11 protein-coding genes are annotated in these 20,439 nt (G+C 39.3%); 9 read left to right on the forward strand and 2 right to left on the reverse strand.

Annotated features, from left to right (window positions below; all coding sequences use genetic code 11):
• The first annotated feature begins 159 nt into the window (after nt 1-159).
• The 3 genes from ACO6S2_RS11930 (at nt 160) to ACO6S2_RS11940 (ending at nt 5,371) form a co-directional block, all read left to right on the forward strand.
• Nucleotides 160-2,526, forward strand: coding sequence for an ABC transporter permease (locus ACO6S2_RS11930; RefSeq protein ID WP_422358780.1), 2,367 nt, complete (start codon nt 160-162; stop codon nt 2,524-2,526).
• Nucleotides 2,527-2,691: 165 nt separating this feature from the next.
• Nucleotides 2,692-3,816 carry a PAS domain S-box protein gene (locus tag ACO6S2_RS11935; RefSeq protein WP_422358781.1) on the forward strand — a complete coding sequence of 375 codons (1,125 nt, stop codon included), beginning with the start codon at nt 2,692-2,694 and terminating at the stop codon, nt 3,814-3,816.
• A gap of 31 nt (nt 3,817-3,847) precedes the next feature.
• Nucleotides 3,848-5,371 carry a sensor histidine kinase gene (locus ACO6S2_RS11940; protein ID WP_422358782.1) on the forward strand — a complete coding sequence of 508 codons (1,524 nt, stop codon included), beginning with the start codon at nt 3,848-3,850 and terminating at the stop codon, nt 5,369-5,371.
• Here ACO6S2_RS11940 and ACO6S2_RS11945 read toward each other — a convergent pair.
• Nucleotides 5,368-5,949 (reverse strand): hypothetical protein, encoded by a 582-nt coding sequence (locus ACO6S2_RS11945; protein ID WP_422358783.1) that lies wholly within the window; start codon nt 5,947-5,949, stop codon nt 5,368-5,370. The two genes, ACO6S2_RS11940 and ACO6S2_RS11945, sit on opposite strands and share 4 nt — an antisense overlap.
• 188 nt (nt 5,950-6,137) lie before the next feature.
• Here ACO6S2_RS11945 and ACO6S2_RS11950 point away from each other — a divergent pair, with 188 nt between their 5' ends.
• From ACO6S2_RS11950 to ACO6S2_RS11975, 6 genes are all read left to right on the forward strand, one after another.
• Nucleotides 6,138-8,051: an OmpA family protein gene (locus tag ACO6S2_RS11950; RefSeq protein ID WP_422358784.1), complete on the forward strand. Its 1,914-nt coding sequence runs from the start codon at nt 6,138-6,140 to the stop codon at nt 8,049-8,051.
• A gap of 114 nt (nt 8,052-8,165) precedes the next feature.
• Nucleotides 8,166-11,210 carry a two-component regulator propeller domain-containing protein gene (locus ACO6S2_RS11955; protein WP_422358785.1) on the forward strand — a complete coding sequence of 1,015 codons (3,045 nt, stop codon included), beginning with the start codon at nt 8,166-8,168 and terminating at the stop codon, nt 11,208-11,210.
• A 54-nt stretch (nt 11,211-11,264) separates the two neighbouring features.
• Nucleotides 11,265-12,251 (forward strand): ChbG/HpnK family deacetylase, encoded by a 987-nt coding sequence (locus tag ACO6S2_RS11960; RefSeq protein ID WP_422358786.1) that lies wholly within the window; start codon nt 11,265-11,267, stop codon nt 12,249-12,251.
• A 302-nt stretch (nt 12,252-12,553) separates the two neighbouring features.
• Nucleotides 12,554-18,685: a T9SS type A sorting domain-containing protein gene (locus ACO6S2_RS11965; RefSeq protein WP_422358787.1), complete on the forward strand. Its 6,132-nt coding sequence runs from the start codon at nt 12,554-12,556 to the stop codon at nt 18,683-18,685.
• A 185-nt stretch (nt 18,686-18,870) separates the two neighbouring features.
• Nucleotides 18,871-19,086, forward strand: a complete 216-nt coding sequence (locus ACO6S2_RS11970) for a cold-shock protein (RefSeq protein WP_422358788.1) — start codon at nt 18,871-18,873, stop codon at nt 19,084-19,086.
• 53 nt (nt 19,087-19,139) lie between these two features.
• Nucleotides 19,140-19,331, forward strand: coding sequence for a cold-shock protein (locus ACO6S2_RS11975; RefSeq protein ID WP_084370440.1), 192 nt, complete (start codon nt 19,140-19,142; stop codon nt 19,329-19,331).
• 56 nt (nt 19,332-19,387) lie between these two features.
• On the opposite strand, the gene ACO6S2_RS11980 is transcribed toward ACO6S2_RS11975, so the two are convergent.
• A complete protein-coding gene (locus tag ACO6S2_RS11980; protein WP_422358789.1) occupies nt 19,388-20,257 on the reverse strand; it encodes a DUF72 domain-containing protein in 870 nt (289 codons plus the stop codon).
• Nucleotides 20,258-20,439: the final 182 nt, after the last annotated feature.

Consider the following 20,439-nt stretch of genomic DNA (forward strand, 5'->3'; position numbering starts at 1 on the left):
ATACTTAAATCTATACAATATTGATAAAAGCCACGTGATTTTTTAAAGTAAAGTGCTGATTATGAGACTTGTAATTAGATGAGAGTAATTAATTTATCGATCAATGCAACTATTTGAAGTTTGAATCAATCAATAAAGTGACTCAAACTCAACATAATCATGCTTAAGAACTTTATAAAAATCACGCTCAGAAACCTGCTCAAGAATAAACTCTATTCAGCTATTAATATCCTAGGGTTATCCGTAGGAATAGTTTGCAGTATACTCATTTGGTTATGGGTTGCGGATGAATTGTCTTTTGATAAGTTCATACCAAAATACAAGAACCTGCATCAGGTTTGGGTGCATGCAACTTTTGACAATAAGATCAACACCTGGCAGTCAATTCCATTACCAACCTATGAAGCAATGAAAACTGCTCATAGTAGTGTGGTGAACTCTGTGGTCACAGGTTGGGGTGGTGAACGCTTGCTTACCGTAGACGATACCAGATTGCTTAAACAGGGATACTACGTAAGTGAAGAGTTTCTTGAAATGTTCGAATACCCTCTAGTTTCTGGAGATCCGGCAGTTGTTTTGGATGATCCTCATTCTATCGTGATCAGTCAGTCGTTGGCTCAGACGCTTTTCAAGAATGAAGACCCATTGGGTAAGGTGATTCGATTTGAGGATCAAGTGAACCTAAAAGTTACTGGGATATTAAAGGACGTGCCGGACAACTCTTCGTTTGAATTTGAATTTCTTGTTCCGTGGAAACAGAGAGAAATGCTCAGCGAGTGGGTGGTTAGAAATAAGACCAATTGGGGTAATTACTCCTTTCAGGTATTTGTGGAGCTAAATGATGAAAAATCTCAAGGAGCTGTGGACGAAGCAATTGCCACCATGCTGGCGGATAATGGAGAAGACGATATGCCACGAACGTTGTTTTTACATCCTTTGGAAAAATGGCGGCTACATTCGAATTTCATTAATGGAGAAATTAAAGAAGGCAGAAATGATCATGTTAAGTTATTTTCAGTTATCGCCATATTTATTCTGATTATTGCCTGTATTAATTTCATGAATTTGACGACTGCCCGATCAGAAAGAAGGGCTAGAGAGGTAGGCATAAGAAAGAGCTTAGGTTCTACAAAAAAATATTTGATTCTACAGTTTATTGGTGAGTCATTAATTATCTCGGTGATTTCTTTTTTACTTGCCATTTTGATGACAGAACTTGTGCTTCCAGCGTACAATAATTTAGTCGATAAGTCACTTTTTATTGATTACACCTCCTTAGAGTTCTGGCAAATTGGATTGGGTATTGTCTTTCTTACTGGTGTTTTATCTGGAAGCTATCCAGCTTTTTATTTATCCTCGTTCCGACCGGCGGAGACGCTAAAGGGAACGATTAAAATTGGAAAAGGGGCCACGTCTCCACGCAAAGTATTGGTCGTTATGCAGTTTGGTTTTTCTATTTTGTTGCTTGTAAGTACTGTAGTGATTTTTCGACAAATAGAGTTGGTGAAGGATAGGGACTTAGGATACGATCAATCCAATTTGATTTCGGTCGACTACAGCGATGAATTGGCTGAAAACTATGATGTATTAAAAAACCAACTGTTACAATCTGGCGCAGTAGAGGCCGTGACTCGCTCAAATAGTAGGATTACATCCATTAACTCTAATAATTTTTTGAGCTGGCCTGGAAAGCCTGAAAATCTAAAGGTGATATTTACCACCATATCTACCGAATACGATTACACCAAGACCATGGGAATTAAGGTGTTGCATGGTCGTGATTTCTCAAAAGAGTTTGTGACGGATACTTCAGCCATAGTGATCAACAAAGCTGCACTTGATCTGATGGGGTTGGAAGACCCTATTGGCACTACACTTGATCTATGGGGCGACAAGCGACAGCTCATTGGTGTAGTAGATAATGTTATCATGGGTTCTCCATATAAAGAGGTGAAACCGATGTTTATGATTGTCAATCCTGATTGGATCAATGCGATTACGGTCAGGCTTAAGAACAACAATAATCTAAATGGAAATTTGAAAACGGTGGAAGCCATGTTCGACAGATATAATCCGGCCTACCCATTTGATTATCAATTTGCCGACGTAGAATTCCAACGTAAGTTTGATACTATCAATATGATACAAAACCTAGCTACAATATTTTCATTACTGGCCATATTCATTACTGGATTAGGCTTGTTCGGTTTGGCATCCTTTACTGCAGAACAAAGGACAAAAGAGATTGGTATTAGGAAAGTTTTAGGCGCAAGTATTACGGGTCTCATAGCGCTAATGTCCAAGGACTTTTCCAAGTTAGTTTTGGTTGGGTTTGTGTTGTCTGCACCGATTACCTGGTATTTATTAGATCAATACCTCGATCGGTATCCTATTCGAGTGGATGTTCAATGGTGGATATTTCCTGCGATAGGGTTAATTGCTTTGATTTTCTCTTTACTTATTGTTGGGAACCAAGCGCTACGGGTGGCTCGATCGAATCCAGCAAGGTCTTTAAGAGATGAATAGATTTGTTTAAGTTTTTGTTCAAATTTATTTCTTCAACAGAATAGCAAAAAATAGAATATCATTAACTTGCGGGTCTATTATAGTTGACCTATTTTAGACCCTCCCTGATATCCTATAATCCATTAGCGAAGGCTAGGAGTATGCATTTTGGTGAATGAAAAATTAATGGTTAGGACAAAAGCAAAACACAAAACCTTATTACAGCTTTCCAGATCGGACTACTTGCATAATGGCAGGTTTAAAGACCTCGTGCATGAAGTTTTGGTAGCGCTTACATTTGAACTGGATGTGGAACGAGCGGGTTTTTGGGCTTTAAATCAGGAAACTGGCGTTCTCAAAAATCTTTTCTTGTATGAAAAGGAAGACGATGAATTTGTAAAGGGCAATGTATTTGAAAGAAGCAATTGTCCTAATTTCTATGAGACCATCCGAACGAAACTAATTATCAAAATAGATAATGCAGTTGAAGGTAAAGTAACCGATGAAATAAAAACGAGCTATGTAAGACCGAATGAAATCAAATCAATGCTTGGCATCCAGGTTTGGTACAAGGAGGTTATTCTAGGTGTTGTTTTTGTTGAAAAGACCTCTGAATTACATCGGTGGACTACCCACGATAAGATTTACCTAACGACGGCAGCATCCTACATTTCACAGTCTTACAGTTCCCAACTTCGAATAAAAGAAAAGGGACTGCGACAGCTTACTGAAGCTAGTTATCATTCAGTCTTCAATGACAGTCCAGTCCCCATGCTGATATACGATCCAGAATCATTCACTATATTGGATGCTAATAATGGAGCAATTTCTCTATATGGGTATGACTTGAATGAATTCAGACAATTGACTCTCATGGATTTGAGGGCTGATGCTGGTACTACTTCGAAGTCCACCGACTTGGATTATGAGCAAAAATTGAGCGCCAAGTGGAAAAAATCAGAATGGCAGCATAGAAAAAAGGATGAGTCTGTGTTTACTGTGGAAATATCTGGTCATTCGACTACCTATCGAGAAAGCAAAGCTCGTATTGCTGTGGCTATTGACATCACACGAGATAAAAAACAACGAGAAGAAAAGGAAGCAGTAATTGCTAAGCTGGAGGACTATGCTTTCTATGCTTCTCACAATATTCGAAGACCTATTTCTTCTATATTGGGCATTTTAGATTTGGTTAAAATGTCATGGGATGATAGAGAAAGTTATGAGGAGCTAATGGCCAACCTACAGATTGCAACCATGGATTTGGACGAGGTGATAAGAGTAATGAATGCTAAATTAGACCTCGATTAAGAATTAGTTATAAAGAATAGTAAGGCAAGCGATGAAAAATAAAGTAAGGGATACCATATTAAAGAGAAGTAGTTTTATCATTTTGATGCTACTCATACTAAGTGCTTTTGCTTTGCTTAGGATGTTGGCTACCCATCAAGATATAGATGATGTGGCAAGAATTGATTTGCCATTGGTTGAAATTCTTACTCAGATTGAAACCAATCAACTAGAGCAATCCATCAATTTTGAAAGAGCCATTCGATATGCCGAAGAATTTGACAAAAATCAGTTTGCTGAGGAACATTTTGTTCGTGCAGATAGTACGTTCAGGTATTTAGCAGCTCTGGTTGATCAGGATCTACTTGATGCGGACGAGCAAGTACAGCAAGCTTTGAAAAACACAACTAGTAGCAGCCAGTTGTCCAAATTGAAAACGCTAGAAGTGGCTTTGAAAAAATTAGAATCAGAGCATACCAGTTATGAAAAGCATGCCATAGAGGTATTAGAACTGTTGGAACAAAGAGATTTGGAGACTGCCATGCTCAAGGCAGAAAAAGTGGAGTCCGAAGAAAATGAATTCAATGGGCAGATAGAAGGCGTATTGATGCGTTTAGAGATGTTCACGGAAGCACAGGTAGAGTCGGTCGAACAAGAAGAAGAAATGTCTATGCAGTGGATAGTTGTGCTGACGATCTTTTTTACCACACTATCATTGGTAGCCGTCTATACTTTTAGTTATAAAATTTGGGTTCCTCTAGAGCAAATTAGAAAGGGTGCAGAAAGGCTTGGTGCGGGAAATTTGGATACAAGAATTCAATTGAAGCCTGAAAGTATCACAGAAGATTTGGTAGACGCCTTCAATAACATGGCTGACCGTCTACAAGAGGCTCAGGAAGAAATCGAGCGTTTTACACATTTCTCTTATAGTACAGCACATGATTTAAAGGCGCCCGTAAATAACATGAAGTCATTGATTGAAATGTTAGAGAATACCAAAATGGGAGACAATAGCTATGATACGGTCTTGAAGAACGTAAAGCGTAGTGCCGAGCAGTTGTCTATGACAGTCAATGCACTAAATGACGTCAACCACCTTAGAGCTTCTCTGAATCAGGATTCTCAGATGGTTTCCTTCGACAAAATTTTGGCGGAAGTTGCTCAAGGCATGTTGCAAGAAATTAAAGATTCAAATGCGACCTTTAAAAAAGATTTTTCTGCTTGCAAACAAATCAATTACCCTCCATTGCATTTGAAAAGTATTATGCAAAACCTGCTGACTAATGCGGTAAAATATAAGAATCCAGAGAAACCACTAGTAATCGAGTTGAAGACTGAGGTTAATAAAGGAAGGGTATCTCTAATTGTGAAGGATTCAGGGTTAGGTTTTGATGCGGTAAAATACAAAGAGGAAATTATGAAGCCTTTCATAAGGCTACACTCTCATGTAAATGGTAGTGGTCTTGGAATGTACATTGTTAGTACAATTCTAAGTTATCATCATGGGGAGTTATTAGTGGATAGTAGACCTAAACAAGGAGCTAAGTTCACTGTCCATCTGAATGATATGGACTAAAAGCCAGAAGCATCTTCATCTTCTTTTTTCTTTGCTGGTTTTAGAGCTTTTGGATCTAGTTCTTTTAGGTGATGAATATGCTCATCTACGAGATCTACTCTTTCAGTTACAGCATCAATATATTCGATGAGCTCCTCTTCTAGAGCTGATATATCTTTGTCAAATCCACCACTGTCTTTTTTTGCCATGTTCTTTTCTATGTGAATTACCTTTTCACATTCCTTTTTTAGAAATGCTACAAAATTAGGATTGGTATAAACGGTTTCTAAAGTCATAATATCTTCCAAAGTTTCCTTCGCTTCTGGATCTGAGCTCACATCGTATTTATCATTGACTGTGTAGTATAGGGTGGTGTCATAGTGGTGGATTTGATCCAGCAGATCGAGAATTTTCTTTCTGTAAGGTTTAGAATGGCAATATTCTCGCATACCGTCATATTTTTCCATTTTCAGTGCCTCTATGTCCCATGTGGTTCGGAGCTCATCTACTATAAATATAATGTCATTGGTGTTCTCTTGAGCAGTTAGAGAAAGAGTAGATAGGGTCGCGAGCAAAAAGGTAAGCAAAAAATTTTTCATGATGATTTCTGATATTGTTAGATCAAGTTAAACAAAACTAAGAGATATACTTGAATATGATTTAACATGATGACATCTAAGACTGGAACTGTCATTTATTGTACTTTACTATTTGACTATCCAAAATGAGCAATATCTAATTTTAATAAAGATTCCTTATTTTGCGTATATATCAACCAATTATCACAATGAGAATATTTAGTATAGTTTTTCTAACATTTGCATTGGCTGCTAATGTTCATGGACAAAATTTTGCAGATGCTTTTAAAGACGGAGGAAGATATTTTAAGCATTCCCGATATGACGAGGCAATTGAAAAATTCAATGAAGCCTTAAAATACAATAACAGGTCTGATAAGGCTTGGTTTTATTTAGCGATGTCCTTCAAGCGAAATAATCAAGCAGAGCAGGCATCCATTGCTTTTGAAAAACTGAGAGCTGTAAATCCAGATTACAATCCCGTACAATATTTTGAGGGGGGAGAGGTCTTTATTGAATTGAATAGATTGTCTAGGGCAGTTCGATACTACGAGAAGTTTTTGGACATGTATCCAGATACCCCCAAAAATCAATTGAAAAGGCATGAAGCTAAAAATCGGTTGATCTATGCTCAAACGAGTAGGTCTGTAAGAGAGCAGCCAAACGCTAGTTCTGACCCAATTTTGGTCTCTCAGTTGAATAGTTCTTCAAATGATTACGCGCCACAAGTTAACCCTATGGGAACGAGGCTATATTTTACTAGTGTTCGCCCTGGCGGTTTTGATAATGTGCAAGATAGCTCTAGAGCCAATCATTATGGCGAGGATATATATGTGTCAAATATGATGAATGATTCATGGAGTAGACCTGAGATGCTCCCAGAACCAATTAATTCCATCAATGATGATTTTGGATCTGCATTTACAGGAGATGGACAAACTATGGTTTATGTGAGATGTGGAGGTAAAGAAAGCGTAGGAAATTGTGATTTGTATATTACTACATTAGATGGAACGAAATGGTCTGAGCCGGTTAACATGGGAAATGTGGTGAACAGCAAAGATTGGGAGTCACAGCCAACCATCAGTTCTGATGGCACTCGAATTATTTTCACTTCCTCTAGAGATGGAGGTTATGGAGGAGCAGATTTGTATATGACTGAAATCAATCATTTAGGTGATTGGGGAATACCACAGAACTTAGGAAGTACCATCAATACACCATTAAGTGATAATAGCCCTTTCTTAGCGGCAGATGGTAAAACCTTATACTATGCGACGAGCGGCCACCCAGGGTACGGTGGAGTTGATATTTTTTATAGTGTTTTTGAAAATGGTAAATGGGCTAAACCTATCAATCTGGGCGCACCGATCAATTCTTCGGGAGAGGATAAGAATTTCAGTATATCGGGTTCAGGAAAAGCATATTTTTCTTCTTCAAGAGATAGTGATAGCTATAACATTTATGAGACAGAGCTACCAGATTATTTGAAGCCAAAACCTACTGCTGTAATAGAAGGAGTGGTAGCCAATGCTAATACCAATGAACCATTGGGAGCATTGGTCATGATCGAAGATATTGACACCGGAGAACTCATTGCCATAAACAAGAGTAATTCAGAAAGTGGAGAATATTTAGTGGTTTTACCAGCCGGTAGAAATTATAGTGTATCAGCAAGTAAAGATGGTTATTTCTTTTATTCTCAGAGCTTTGATTTGCCGAAGGATACAACCTATCAGGAAATCACCAAGGACATTGGTCTAGAACCAATAGAAAAAGGAACAAAGGTTGTTCTCAACAATATTTTCTTCGAATCTGGTCGTGCGGAGCTCAAACCAATTAGCTATGTAGAGCTTAATAAAGCCGCTGAACTGCTGCAGCAAAACGGGACTATGGTGATAGAAGTAGGGGGGCATACCGACAATTTGGGTTCTGAAGATTCAAACCTTAGGTTGTCTCAAGCCAGAGCCAATGCTGTGGTTGATTATTTGAAATTAGCGGGAATCGAAGAAGCTCGCTTGCAAGCCAAGGGATACGGAGAATCTGTGCCTTTGGAGGACAACAGTACTGCTGAAGGAAGAAAAGCCAATCGACGAACCGAATTCGTAATTGTCGAGTTCTAATCTTAAATGACATGTCTTGACCAACTAAAAATCAAGGTACTTTCAATTCAATAGTTTTTGATTTATCTTTTGTTGAAGGAACCTAACGTTTTTGGTTGGTCATAAAAAGCATGCATGAGAGGACTTCTTGTTTTTGTATTATTTAGTTTTTGTACAGCAGAAGTTGGACTTGGGCAGATAGCTGGGTTTGACCCAAAAGATCCTATTCAAAATATTAGTCTGGCACAATGGACAGCGGAAGATGGCCTTTCTTCCAATAATCTCACACACGTATTTCAAGATTCTAAGGGGCTCCTGTGGATTACCTCATTCAATGGAGTAATGATATTCGATGGAGAGCGTGTTGAGATTTATGATATTAATAATTTAGATCTACTTGAAACGGATGGTTTTTACACCGTAGTAGAGGATAGCAATGGAGTTGTATACCTAGGTTCGCAAGGCAGTGGTGTAATTAAATATACCAATGGCGTTTTTTCTAAGGTAGAAAGTAAGTCGGGCTACTTGCCAAAGTCCGTCCCTTCGCTCTTAGTCAGTCAAACTGGTGCGCTTTACATAGGAAGTAACAATCAAGGCCTGTTTAAGCTTAAGGACAAAAAAGCAGAATGGATTGATATCCCAATCTTGAACAAAGGAACTATCAGTAGTATAAAAGAAGATGATCAAGGAAGAATTTGGGTCGCTACAGAAGGGCAGGGTCTTTTTTGCTTAAAAAATGATAAACTAGAACGCCATATTTCAACTCAGGATGGGCTTCACGATGATTATGTAGAAAGTTTGGCCTGCACCGGAGAAGGACTTTTAATGATAGCTACCACCAAAGGATTACAGTATATTGATGGTTCTGGAAGTGTTGTTTCAATCAAGGAACTAACAAATATTTACATCAATTATTTATTGGTAGATCAATGGAATTCTGTTTGGGCTGGAGCAGAAAGTGGACTTGCTCGCTGGTCTAACAAAACGGATAAGGTGGATTGGGTTCGTGGTAAGCAGGGTATTGACTTAGTTCGGTTAAGTTCAATAATAAAGGATAGAGAAAACAGTCTTTGGCTTACTTCTAGTAGAATGGGTCTCATGAGATTGAAAGAGAGTAGACTTTCCAATTTAACAGAACCGGATCTTTCGAGTGACAGGATCAATATTTTACACGAGTCTTGGGATGGAAATTTATACATCGGCACCGATCAAAATCAACTAGATGTGTATAAAGACGGAGCGTATGGAAGGATTAATATTCAGACGGATCTGGGAGGAAATGGCATAAGAGACATTTATTACGACGAAGATGGTTCTTTTTGGCTGGCTACTTATGTCGGTATTATCCATAAAGAAGGACTCAGCGAAACAGTGTATTCAACAGCCAACGGAATGCCTGCTAATAATTTCAGAATTGTACTTAAAGATCAGGCGGGATACTTTTGGTTTGGGTCTCGATCTGGTGGTTTAGTAAAATTTAAAGATGGCAGGGTTCATGAAGTCTTTGACAATGAAAATAAGCTAGAATCCAATTTCATACTCAGCGTTCAAGAGTCTTCGGATGGTAGCTTGTATATAGGCACTCACAGCGGGGGGATGTCTATACTAAAACCTTCAGGTGAGGTGTCGACCTTTCACCTGAAAGAAGATGATGCTGGTGTCCTTTTATTCAATATTGATTTGATGGCTGATCATACTGCTATGGTGACGGCTAATGTAGGGTTGCTTCATTTTGATGGGACTAAATTGAAACAGGTCAATTTAGCTTCGGATAGGAGGAGCAAAACATATTTCGATCTTGTGGATGATGGAAAGGATAATTTTTGGATTACTACCAACTTAGGAATTTTACAAATAGCTAAATCTGATTGGGAGAGTTACAAAAAGAACCAAATTCAGCAACTTCCATATGTCATTTTGGACGAGAATAGCGGAATGAACAACAAAGAGTGCACAGGCGCAACGCGATCTTTATTGACCTCTCAGGGTAAGGTGATGGTTCCCACGCTAGGAGGCGTGTGTGAGATTAGCCCTAGCAATCTTCAATTTGATAATTCACCACCAGATGTGTTGATTAGAAATATACTGGTTGATGATGAGGTGTTATCAGTCGGAAGTGAGTTTGCAGAAATAGAGGCAGGTGCTCTTCGCTATATTTTTGAGTTCGCAGTAATAAGTTATACCGCACCAGAACGAAATCAGTTTAGGTACAAACTCGAAGGTCTTGAAAAAGATTGGAGCAGTCCGGATTACTCAGGTCGGGTAGAATATACCAATTTGCCTCCGGGAAAATATACTTTTAAGGTAATTGGAGCTAATGAATCTAATGTGTGGAATACAAACCCAACGAGCTTTTCATTTAGAGTAAAACCTTTTTTTTATCAGACTATATGGTTCTACCTATTGGTATTGGCTCTTATGATTGGCTTGTTTTTAGTTATTTACAAATGGAGAATTGCGTTCATCAATCGTCAGAATGTTGAACTAAAAAAAGTGAATGCAGAACTGGATCGTTTTGTTTACAGTGCTTCTCACGAGATACGCTCTCCTCTGTCATCTATCTTGGGTCTAATCCAACTGGCAAGGGTAGGAGAGCCCGATCAGCAAGGAGAGTATTTTGATCACATAGAAAAAAGTGTAAATCGCCTTGATGAGTTTATTCATGATATAGTGGACTATTCCAGAAATGCTCGTTTGGGGATAGAAATTGAAGAAGTGGATTTCAATACCATGATCGCTAATATACTTGAGGACATTAGCCACACCAAGAATTTTCATGCTATCGAACACGATGTCAATTACTCTTTGGATGGTAAGTTTTATAGCGACCCAAGGAGATTTAAAGTTGTTTTGAGCAATATTATTACTAACGCGTTTAAGCACCATCAACCAGATAAGACAAATAAACCTTATGTGTCAATAGATGTTTTGGGAGATAAGCAGCAAGTTCAAATAACCGTAAAGGACAATGGACCAGGAATAGAAAATAAACATGTTTCGAAAGTGTTTAAGATGTTTTACCGTGCGACCACTAGAAGTGAAGGCTCGGGATTGGGCTTATACATTGTTGAAGAAACTCTTGCAAAGCTTCAAGGAGCCATTGATGTGAAAACCGAATTAGGTAAGGGTAGTACCTTCAAAATAACCGCAAGAAACTTGAAGACATTGCATGAGAAATAGACTATATTAAAGTAAGATTTTACAAACTGCTCTTAGACTGACGAACCCAAAGCGATGAACAAAGTAATTTTTACCGCAGATGATTATGGAGCCATTCCTGCTATTGATCAAGGTATTATCAAAGCAGTAAATGCCGGAAAGATAAATTCAGTAGCAGCTTTTTCTAACCACCATTTGTTCGAATCAAAAATTAAGCGATTGCTTGACGAATGCGATGGTAGAAACTTTGAAGTGGGTTGCCACTTAACTATTTCTTCTGGTAAGCCAATCTCTGGTAGGAAAATTGGTCTTTTGACAAGAAGAGGGACGCTTAGTTTGCGTAAGGGGAAATATTTTAAGAAGTACACGCAAATGCGTAGAACCAGACATGTTGAAAAAGAGTTAAACGACCTGCATTACGAACTGAGCAAGCAAGTAGAACAGTTTGAGAAATATAATATTCCCATAACTCATTTAAGTAGTCATCACAATACCTTGTTTTTCTTTAAGGATTACCATGAGGTGTTTTTTAAGGTGGCTAAGGAAAATAATTTAGCAGTTCGTTCACCACTTAATATTCCTAAGGCAATGAATGATTTGTACATGTCTATGGTGGTGCTTAGAATGTTTGATAACATGAGCAAGGAAAACCGACAGCGTATACTTACTCATACTCGAAGTATGCGATCGTTTTTGGCTCACTATGATGGATTACCCGACATGCCAATTGCCCTCAATACGGTTCACTATGGGCCCCTGGCACTCCCTACAAATAACCTGACGAATCAGGAGGTTGACTCTTTTGCAGATGAGAAAAACCTATCTCTTCGGGAAGAGCTTAGTATGGATGCTCCGGAAGAGGAAGTAATGGAGTATGTGTTTCACTTGATAGATGATAACTACCAAAGATTAGGTGAATACTGCAAGCAAACTAAGTTCTCTAAATCGAAATACACGGGTATTGACTCGGGGTACTTCGATAGTCGAATGGCCGAACAGCGCGCTCTACTCAATTTTGATTTGTCTACGCTGGTGTCATTTGAGTCTTGGAAGAACTTGTAGCCAAAGCGAGGTTACTTACCTTTAATGACGACTAGATGTTGTCCTGTCTGTTATAATACCTAATATTTGTTAAAAAACAATAAAACATACTATGTCTAGGTAGTTTAGCCTATACCTTCTAGGTACTTAACTCTAAATATTATTCATTAAAAATTCAAAATATTGAATATGAAATAATAACTGAATAAATTAAAAAAAGAGGATTGAGAAACCTCTACGTATAGAAGCAAAAAACACCTTTTACGGCAGCAGAGATTAATTGATTAGGATGATTGGAATGATGTACCCTAAACCTAGTCGAAATGAAAAGGATCGTTTTATGCTGCGCCTTACTTGTTTTCTTGTTTTCAATTTCTAATGCTCAGACTACAGTTTATTCGGCTGATTTCGAAGCTGATGCCGATGGTTGGTCTACTACCAACTGGACACGCGATGCTGATGTTGCTCTGGGCACTTCAGATGGCAATTACCTTCACCCCACCAGTTTTGATAATTATGGCATTGGAGACAATGTAACGACTACCAGTTCTACCATTGATTTAACTGGACGCTACAACCTCATATTTCAAATTGATATTAGTTACAATACAGATGATACTGGCAACGGAGTCACCAACAGTGAAGATGGGTTTAACATCGAATACTCGTCCAATGGCGGAGCTGGGTGGGCCTTGCTAGGTGTTGTGGATGAGGGCGTTAATTGGTATAATGATAACAATGTGCAGGCCTTAGGAGATGAAGGGTGGACGGGAGATAACGGAGGGTGGAGTACCGCTCAAATTTTACTCCCGGCCGTGCTAGAAAATAATTCTCAGGTCCAATTTAGAGTGAATTTCGAATCTGGGGGTACCCCCGTTACAGAAACCGTAGATGTAGGGATTGGCTTTGATAATGTGACTATTCTTAGTTATAGTGATTCCGACGGAGCTCCTGGCAGTGTTACTACCAACTTGTCTTTATGGCTTAAGGCAGGCTCAAGAGCGCTCTTAGACGGCACCGAACTGTTAGCTTGGGCTGATGAAAGTGGTAATGACAATCATGCCTATGAAGAAACCAGCGCAGACAGACCAAATTCAAACGGTCAAATGATCAATTACAATCCGGTTATAGACTTTGATAATAGCCACATTGAAGGTGCTGCGGGTATGTATACCAATGAAATTTTTGTAGTGGTTGACCCAGATTTTATTAGCAGTTCATCCGCAGAAACCGGAGATATTCTTGGTTATCAACCTGGAGATGTTGGTAGTCTTGAGCTTGGTTCGGCTACAGTTGATTTTGCTGATGAGCTTATTACCCACACAGAATCCCCGAGTGGTGGATATAGGTCGGCCTATCAAGATCTGACGGGAGAGGTTGTCTTGGCAAACCCAATGATTATCAATGATCGATTAAATGTGACTAGCGATGGGCAGGAGCTGTTTGTAAATGGAGAAGCCGTGAGTAACATCGAGTCTGGTACTTGGTCCGGCTTTAGTAATCAGGCATACATTTTAGGTTATGGATTTGACCTTTCAGATGATTTTCAGGGAAGTATAGGTGAGGTGATTAGCTATTCTGGTAGACTCAGTGATAGTGATCAACAAGACGTTTTTACTTATTTGGCTATTAAATATGGATTGACATTGGACGAAGATCCTAGTAGCGGAACGGTTAATTTCGATTATCAGATAAATGGAAGTACGCTGATCTGGCCAGGGACCACAAATGCCGATTATCAGACTTATCATCATGACGTTGCCGGTATTGGTAAGGATGAAGTTGGTCAGGAACTAAACCAAACGAGTAGTCAGAGTGTGAATGATGCAACCATTGTAAATATTGAAAGTGCCAGTGATTTAGATGATGGAGAGTATCTGGTTTGGGGAAATGATAACAACCCAAATACGTTCACAACAAGTGATGTCATTTCAGGAATTACCGAAAGACTTGAAAGAATATGGAAGGTTAAAGAGACAGGTGATGTGGGTACAGTCACTTTGAATTTTGATATTACAAATTTGGCAGTTGATAAAGACAACACAACCTTAAATCTTTTAATTGCTCCTAATACGGCAACGATGCCCACGGACTTAGCTAATGATGCTATAACTACTTTGGTTATTGGTGGAAACGTGACCGATTTAGGAGGAAGAGATATTCTCACTTTTACATCTGTTGATTTTTCTGATGGGGACTTTTTTACCATTGGAGGGGATGTTCAAACTATTGCTCCAGGTGGAGTCTCTTCCGGTTTAACACTTTGGTTGCGGCCGGATGAAGGATTGGAAACGAGTGGTAGTTTGGTGACTTCCTGGAAAGATGTGAGCGGTAGTGGTAACGATGCAGATCAAGGAGACAATAACGAGAAACCTTCTCTGGTTAATAATGAAATTAATAATAATGATGCCATCGATTTTGCTGATGACTTTCTTGATGGTATAGCTGGTTTTAACACGCAAGAGTACTTTATCATTTTAAAACCAGATGCCGCTATCGCAGGTGGAGCTTCCAATGGCTATGTGTTAGGTTTGCAAAATGGCGCCTATGGTGGAATGTATTTGGGTGCTCAGGGTGCTGATACTTTGATTGGGCATGCCGTAAACGACTACCGATCCGCTTATGTAGATGGCATCGCAAGTATTACAAGTCCAGTGGTCATGATTAATTCCAGAAATAACTTGGGCGCGACAGGTCAGGATATCCTAGTAGATGGTATAGCATTGGATAATGGTGATGGTGGAACTTTTGCAAACCGAACCAATTCCTACTTCAGGTTAGGAAACAACTTCCTAGGTACAGATGGCTATGATGGCAAGATATCAGAAGTAATTAGTTTCAACAGCCGTCTGTCTGATGCGGATCACAGAGATGTAGAGACCTATTTAGCCATTAAATACGGGGTGTCATTGGATATATCAGGCGAAGGCTATACCGTGGGCGGCACCACAATTTATGATAACTCAGCTTATGATAATGAAATTGCAGGTGTCGGGTTTAACCTTGATCATGGACTAATTCAATTGACTTCCCAAAGCACGGAATCAGGCTCGGCGGTGAAGGTCTCAGCAGGGGAGGGCATTAATTCAGGCGATTATCTGATTTGGGGAAATGATGGTGTTGATAAATCACTCACACAGTCTACAGAACTTCCGTCAAATTACGGAAATCGTTTGTCTGCAGAATGGCAGGTAGATGTTACAGGCTCTCCTGGATCTATGACCGTAAAAGCTAATTTGGCAGGAGTTACTGATTTCGCCTTATTGAATAAGGTGCCATCCTTATACAGCTTGTTGATTAATAATACGAATGATTTTTCAACTGCCGTTACAGAGATTGAAGGCAGTAGCTTTTCAGGAGATACAATTATTTTCGAAAATGTAACCTTTTCCAATAATGACTACTTCACACTGGCACTTCCTCCTTTACCATCGGGAGCTATTGGCAAGAGCAATGGAACATTGTGGCTGACATCAGAAGTGGGTGTAAGTACAAGCGGAAGTGATGTTACTCAATGGGATAACCAGGTATCAGCCGCTGGATTGACTGCTCTAGAAGATGTAGATGGATCACCACCTCAGACGGCTACGATCAATGGTTATGATTACCTATCGTTTGATGGCTCTACTTATTTGGAGTCCAATGGAGTAATTACCGGAGCGACGATCTTTGGAGCAACAGACAATACTATTATAGCAGTGGTCAAACCTGATGCGGGAACATACCTAGCGTATTGGGAATCTGCTGTTGGCAACACGGCTGCCTTTGGTCTGAACGGAAACAATGCCTCAGTGACTTTTGTTGACGCAGGATCTGGTGAACAGGCTAGTGGTAGTACAAATGTCATTTTGCCCGGGGTATTTCAGATCATTTCCTATCAATCTTCGGCTGCAACAAGTAATGATATTTTCCTCAACGGAGCGACCAGCGATGGTACATCTTCAGCTGGTACATTAGCTGCTGGTAGTGCTGGGTTAGGTTTGGGTGCCACGCCCGCTGGTGCGTCAGGGTTTGACGGTGATTTGGCTGAGATTGGTTTTTGGAGTACTGCATTGTTGGCCAATGATAGAAGAGATGTCGAGAGTTACTATGCGCTGAAATATGGTATTGATTTAGATATTTCTGCTGGAGATTATACTTATAATGGCGGAACCTCTTTATATAATAGAACAGGTTATGGAAATCGCATTCGTGGCGTAGCTGCCAATAACGACCAGGGTCTTTTTATTAACGCAAGTCAAAGTATAAATGGAAGCGACATAGTAGAGGTTAATAGTCCTTCATCTTTAAATCATTTGGATTATTTGCTTTTTGGAGATGATAATGCTGGATTGACCTACATATCCTCTGAACTTCCGGCCTCCGTTACCGAGCGTGTCACACGAAAATGGGGGGTAGATGAGGAGAATGATGTCGGCACTGTTACCCTTACCATTGATGTTTCATCTGAAGATAATACCGGGTATACGGTGGGTGATTTCGCACTTATATTAGACACGAACGATGATTTTACGGATGGAATATTAGACCTGGTTGCTGCTACATCATTTGCTTCCGAAATTGTTACTATTGAAAACGTCGATTTTAGTGGTGCTGCATATTTTGGACTAGCTACAGGAATTGATTTGGCAACTGATACAGATTCTGATGGCATACCGGATTATTTTGAAGTGGCTTATGGTACAGATTACAATGATGGTGACAGCCCTGAGTCAGGTGGAGCAGGTTCACCTCCCACGGATGTTGATGATGCCGATGGTCCTTTGGAGACCACATTGACTCTTAATGCGGGAAGGATTAGTGGAGCATTGGAGCAAATTTTAATAGATCAAGGCGCCGATGCGCCGGTTACAAGAAACACTGACACAGATGATGATGGAGTTTCTGATTGGAGAGAGGTACGCGATGGGACTAGTCCATTTGATGCTGATACACCTACAGCTAATGGGAACATAGACTCGGATGGTGATGGATTGAGTGATGGAATAGAAGCATTGATATTGTCTGAAGGCGGTCCAGCTGATTCTAATCCAGTCACAGATACAGACAACGATGGAATACCAGATTATTATGAAGTACTAAATGGATACGATCCTAGCGATGCGGATGACCCGCTAGCAGGAGGAGGTGCATTGTCGGATACTAACGATGGTACAGGCTCTCAAGAAGTTTCTGCTCCAGTTATCAGTGACGCACTCGAGAGCCTACTAATTGAATCTGGAGCTAGTGCACCGATTGAATTATCTACTGATACGGATTTAGATGGTATTCCTGATTATATCGAGGTGGTGAGTGCAACGGATCCGTTTAATGAGAACAGTCCAAGTGTTCCTTCTAGTATTACTACCATTCGGTCTCTACAGGCAGACTACGAATCCACTAACCCAAATTGCGAAAACTTAGATGGCTATCAATGGGTGCATGTAACAGACAATCTGGGCAATTTGGTTTTTTCTATAAATCCGGTTGGAAACAATTTAGGAGAAACTTGTTGGGCAGTGCGGGTACTAGATGGCGAACCGAATGTCAGAGACCGAACAATAAATTCAGTAGATGAATATGTTATGAATAGAAACTGGTGGATCAACCCAACGAGTCAGCCGGCAGGGGATTACCCCGTTTATCTACGTTTCTATTCTTTAGCTTCAGAACCAACCGATTTAAGGACAAGAGTTGTAAATGATGGGTATGACCCAGACGTACTTGCCGATTTTGTACAAGACAGTATCAACTTCACCAAACATGGCGGTATTAATGATTTAGACCCTTTTGAGGAGGGTACAAGCAAACAACTAATTCATAGCCGAGGAGAGTCGTTTAGAAGTACTAATTATCAATTTACACTCGGAGTAGAGAGCTTTTCTTCATTTGTGGCTTTTTACAACCCCGGTCACCCCAGTTATGCATTGCCAGTTGAATTGGTCTATTTCAAAGGTGAGGCTAGTGATGCTCATGTTGCTTTACATTGGCAAACACGAAGTGAGCTAAACAGTGACCATTTTGTATTAGAAAAAAGAGTGGGTAAGGATTCGTTTATTGAGCTAAGCAAAGTAGAGGCTATGGGAAATTCAAATCAACCAGCTGATTATTTTTCGATTGACAAAGCCCCAGTGTTGGGAGAAAATTTCTACAGGTTAAAACAAGTAGATATAGATGGCTCTTCAACTTATTCAGAAATTATAATGGTTGAATCTAACAATAGTCTAAATAACTGGGTGGTTTATCCAAACCCTGCAAAAGAATTCCTTCAAGTTTATTTAGGTTCTGCGGAGGTAAAGAGTGAGGAACTAAATGTCAGTCTATTCGACGTGTCTGGACAGAGACATGATGTCATTTATGATATGGAGCCTGATCATTTAGTTGTGAATACCAATCAGTTAAAAGGAGGGTATTACGTTTTGAAGGTAGCCTTAAGAAGTCAGGTGCAGTCTTTTGCAGTTCTTCTAGAAAAATAGGTCTTAGTTTTTTATAAAATGAATTGTTGGTATTAAATACAAATTAATGAACTACCTTTGTCGCTGGAATCTATAAGATCCATCCCGCATTTGTCCTTTCTGCAAATATTTAGGCTTATCCGTTTTGATTTTATTTCTTCCTTGAATGGGTAAAATGCTCATTTATTAAAATGTAAATATAAGATATGTCAAAATCCCAGAATAGCTTCATCAAGAATCAGAAGGCCAAGAAAAAAATGCTTAAGAAGAAGGAAAAAGAGGAGCGACGAAAGGAAAGACAAGAAAATAACAATAAAGGAGGTGATTTATCAGATATGATGGCTTACGTAGATGAGTTTGGAAATATTCTATCTGAACCACCTGAACCTAAAGAAGAAAAGAAAGAAGATAAGAAGGATTAAAGAACCTTTAGCTACAACTTAAACAAAGATTTTTTTTAATAATTTAATAAACAATGCAAGGAACAGTAAAATTTTTCAATGACGCCAAAGGATTTGGTTTCATTAAGCCATCAGATGGAGGAGACGACATTTTTGTTCACACTTCTGGTCTAGTGGATGAAATCAGAGAGAATGACGAAGTTGAATTTGACACCGAAAGAGGTAAAAAAGGAATCAACGCAGTAAACGTAAAAGTTTTGGGTTAATCCTTTCTTTTGATATCATACAAAGAGACAAGCGAGTTCAATAGAACTCGCTTTTTTTATGCTATTATATTTGGCCCTCTCACTGAAGTACCAAGTTCTTTATTTAAGCGTTGGATGAAATGAGTGGATAACAATGGAGACTCTTTTTCTAAGTTTTGATGTACAAAGAAGTATAATTCTTTTAAACCTTTAGATTTCCATTGTTTGATTCGCTTTACCCAATCGTCTAATCTGTTATAGTCCGAAGCGTGATTGGCTCCCACATATCGGACGAATGCAATTGGACTTGTTAGTCGCATGTGAAGCAAATCCCTTCTGCCAGCCGTATCGGTAATAATATTCACAACGTTTTTCGCCTCTAGTAACTCATATAGTTTGGTGCTAATACTATCGTCGTTGTACCATTCTGTATGTCTCAATTCCAGGGCTAACGGGATACCTGTTGGCCAATGGCAAACAAATTCTTCCAGTCGATCCCAATTTTTAGGAGCGAAATTGTCAGGCATTTGGAGAAATGGCATCCCTAGTTTGTTGCCAAATCCGGCAATACTGTCACAGTATTCGGCGACAAGCGTTTCGCAGTTGTTTAGTCGTTGAAAGTGACTAATGGATTGGGGAACTTTGGGAAAGAATTTAAAGTCCTCCGGCGTTTTTTGTGACCATTTGACTGATTGTTCATTTGGAAACACACGATAAAAAGTGGCATTTAGTTCAATACTATTAAACTGAGTTGCATAATAAGCCAGTTCATCCTTAGTGCCCCGAGGATAAAACCCTTTTAAGTCCTGTCGATTCCATTTTGCACAGCCCACATAAATTTGATTCAATCCATCTTTATTCTTTGATAAGATTCTTTTGTTTTCCGGATCATCAGCTGGCAAATTGAAGTCAAAGTCCTCTGGGTTTTCTACACTTCCAAATTTCATAGTTTAAAGTTAGTATCAATTTAGCCCACCAATAACCTGATCCTGTAGTATTATTTTTTAAAAGGAAATGTTATTTGATAACATATAAGTGCAATGGCCATTGAAATATTCCTGTTTTACTAAGTGAGAATTTAGATTTGAAATAAACCAAAACCGACCTTATGCACATCAAAACATGACTT

The sequence above is a fragment of the Reichenbachiella sp. genome (assembly GCF_965233835.1).
Classification (GTDB): domain Bacteria; phylum Bacteroidota; class Bacteroidia; order Cytophagales; family Cyclobacteriaceae; genus Reichenbachiella.

What these genes read in the sequence shown, in the direction of transcription:
- ACO6S2_RS11935 (WP_422358781.1), top strand. Translation starts at nt 2,692, where the DNA reads ATGGTTAGGACAAAAGCAAAACACAAAACCTTATTACAGCTTTCCAGA.
- ACO6S2_RS11930 (WP_422358780.1), top strand. Translation starts at nt 160, where the DNA reads ATGCTTAAGAACTTTATAAAAATCACGCTCAGAAACCTGCTCAAGAAT.
- ACO6S2_RS11970 (WP_422358788.1), top strand. Translation starts at nt 18,871, where the DNA reads ATGTCAAAATCCCAGAATAGCTTCATCAAGAATCAGAAGGCCAAGAAA.
- ACO6S2_RS11940 (WP_422358782.1), top strand. Translation starts at nt 3,848, where the DNA reads ATGAAAAATAAAGTAAGGGATACCATATTAAAGAGAAGTAGTTTTATC.
- ACO6S2_RS11945 (WP_422358783.1), bottom strand. Translation starts at nt 5,949, where the DNA reads ATGAAAAATTTTTTGCTTACCTTTTTGCTCGCGACCCTATCTACTCTT.
- ACO6S2_RS11950 (WP_422358784.1), top strand. Translation starts at nt 6,138, where the DNA reads ATGAGAATATTTAGTATAGTTTTTCTAACATTTGCATTGGCTGCTAAT.
- ACO6S2_RS11975 (WP_084370440.1), top strand. Translation starts at nt 19,140, where the DNA reads ATGCAAGGAACAGTAAAATTTTTCAATGACGCCAAAGGATTTGGTTTC.
- ACO6S2_RS11960 (WP_422358786.1), top strand. Translation starts at nt 11,265, where the DNA reads ATGAACAAAGTAATTTTTACCGCAGATGATTATGGAGCCATTCCTGCT.
- ACO6S2_RS11980 (WP_422358789.1), bottom strand. Translation starts at nt 20,257, where the DNA reads ATGAAATTTGGAAGTGTAGAAAACCCAGAGGACTTTGACTTCAATTTG.
- ACO6S2_RS11965 (WP_422358787.1), top strand. Translation starts at nt 12,554, where the DNA reads ATGAAAAGGATCGTTTTATGCTGCGCCTTACTTGTTTTCTTGTTTTCA.
- ACO6S2_RS11955 (WP_422358785.1), top strand. Translation starts at nt 8,166, where the DNA reads ATGAGAGGACTTCTTGTTTTTGTATTATTTAGTTTTTGTACAGCAGAA.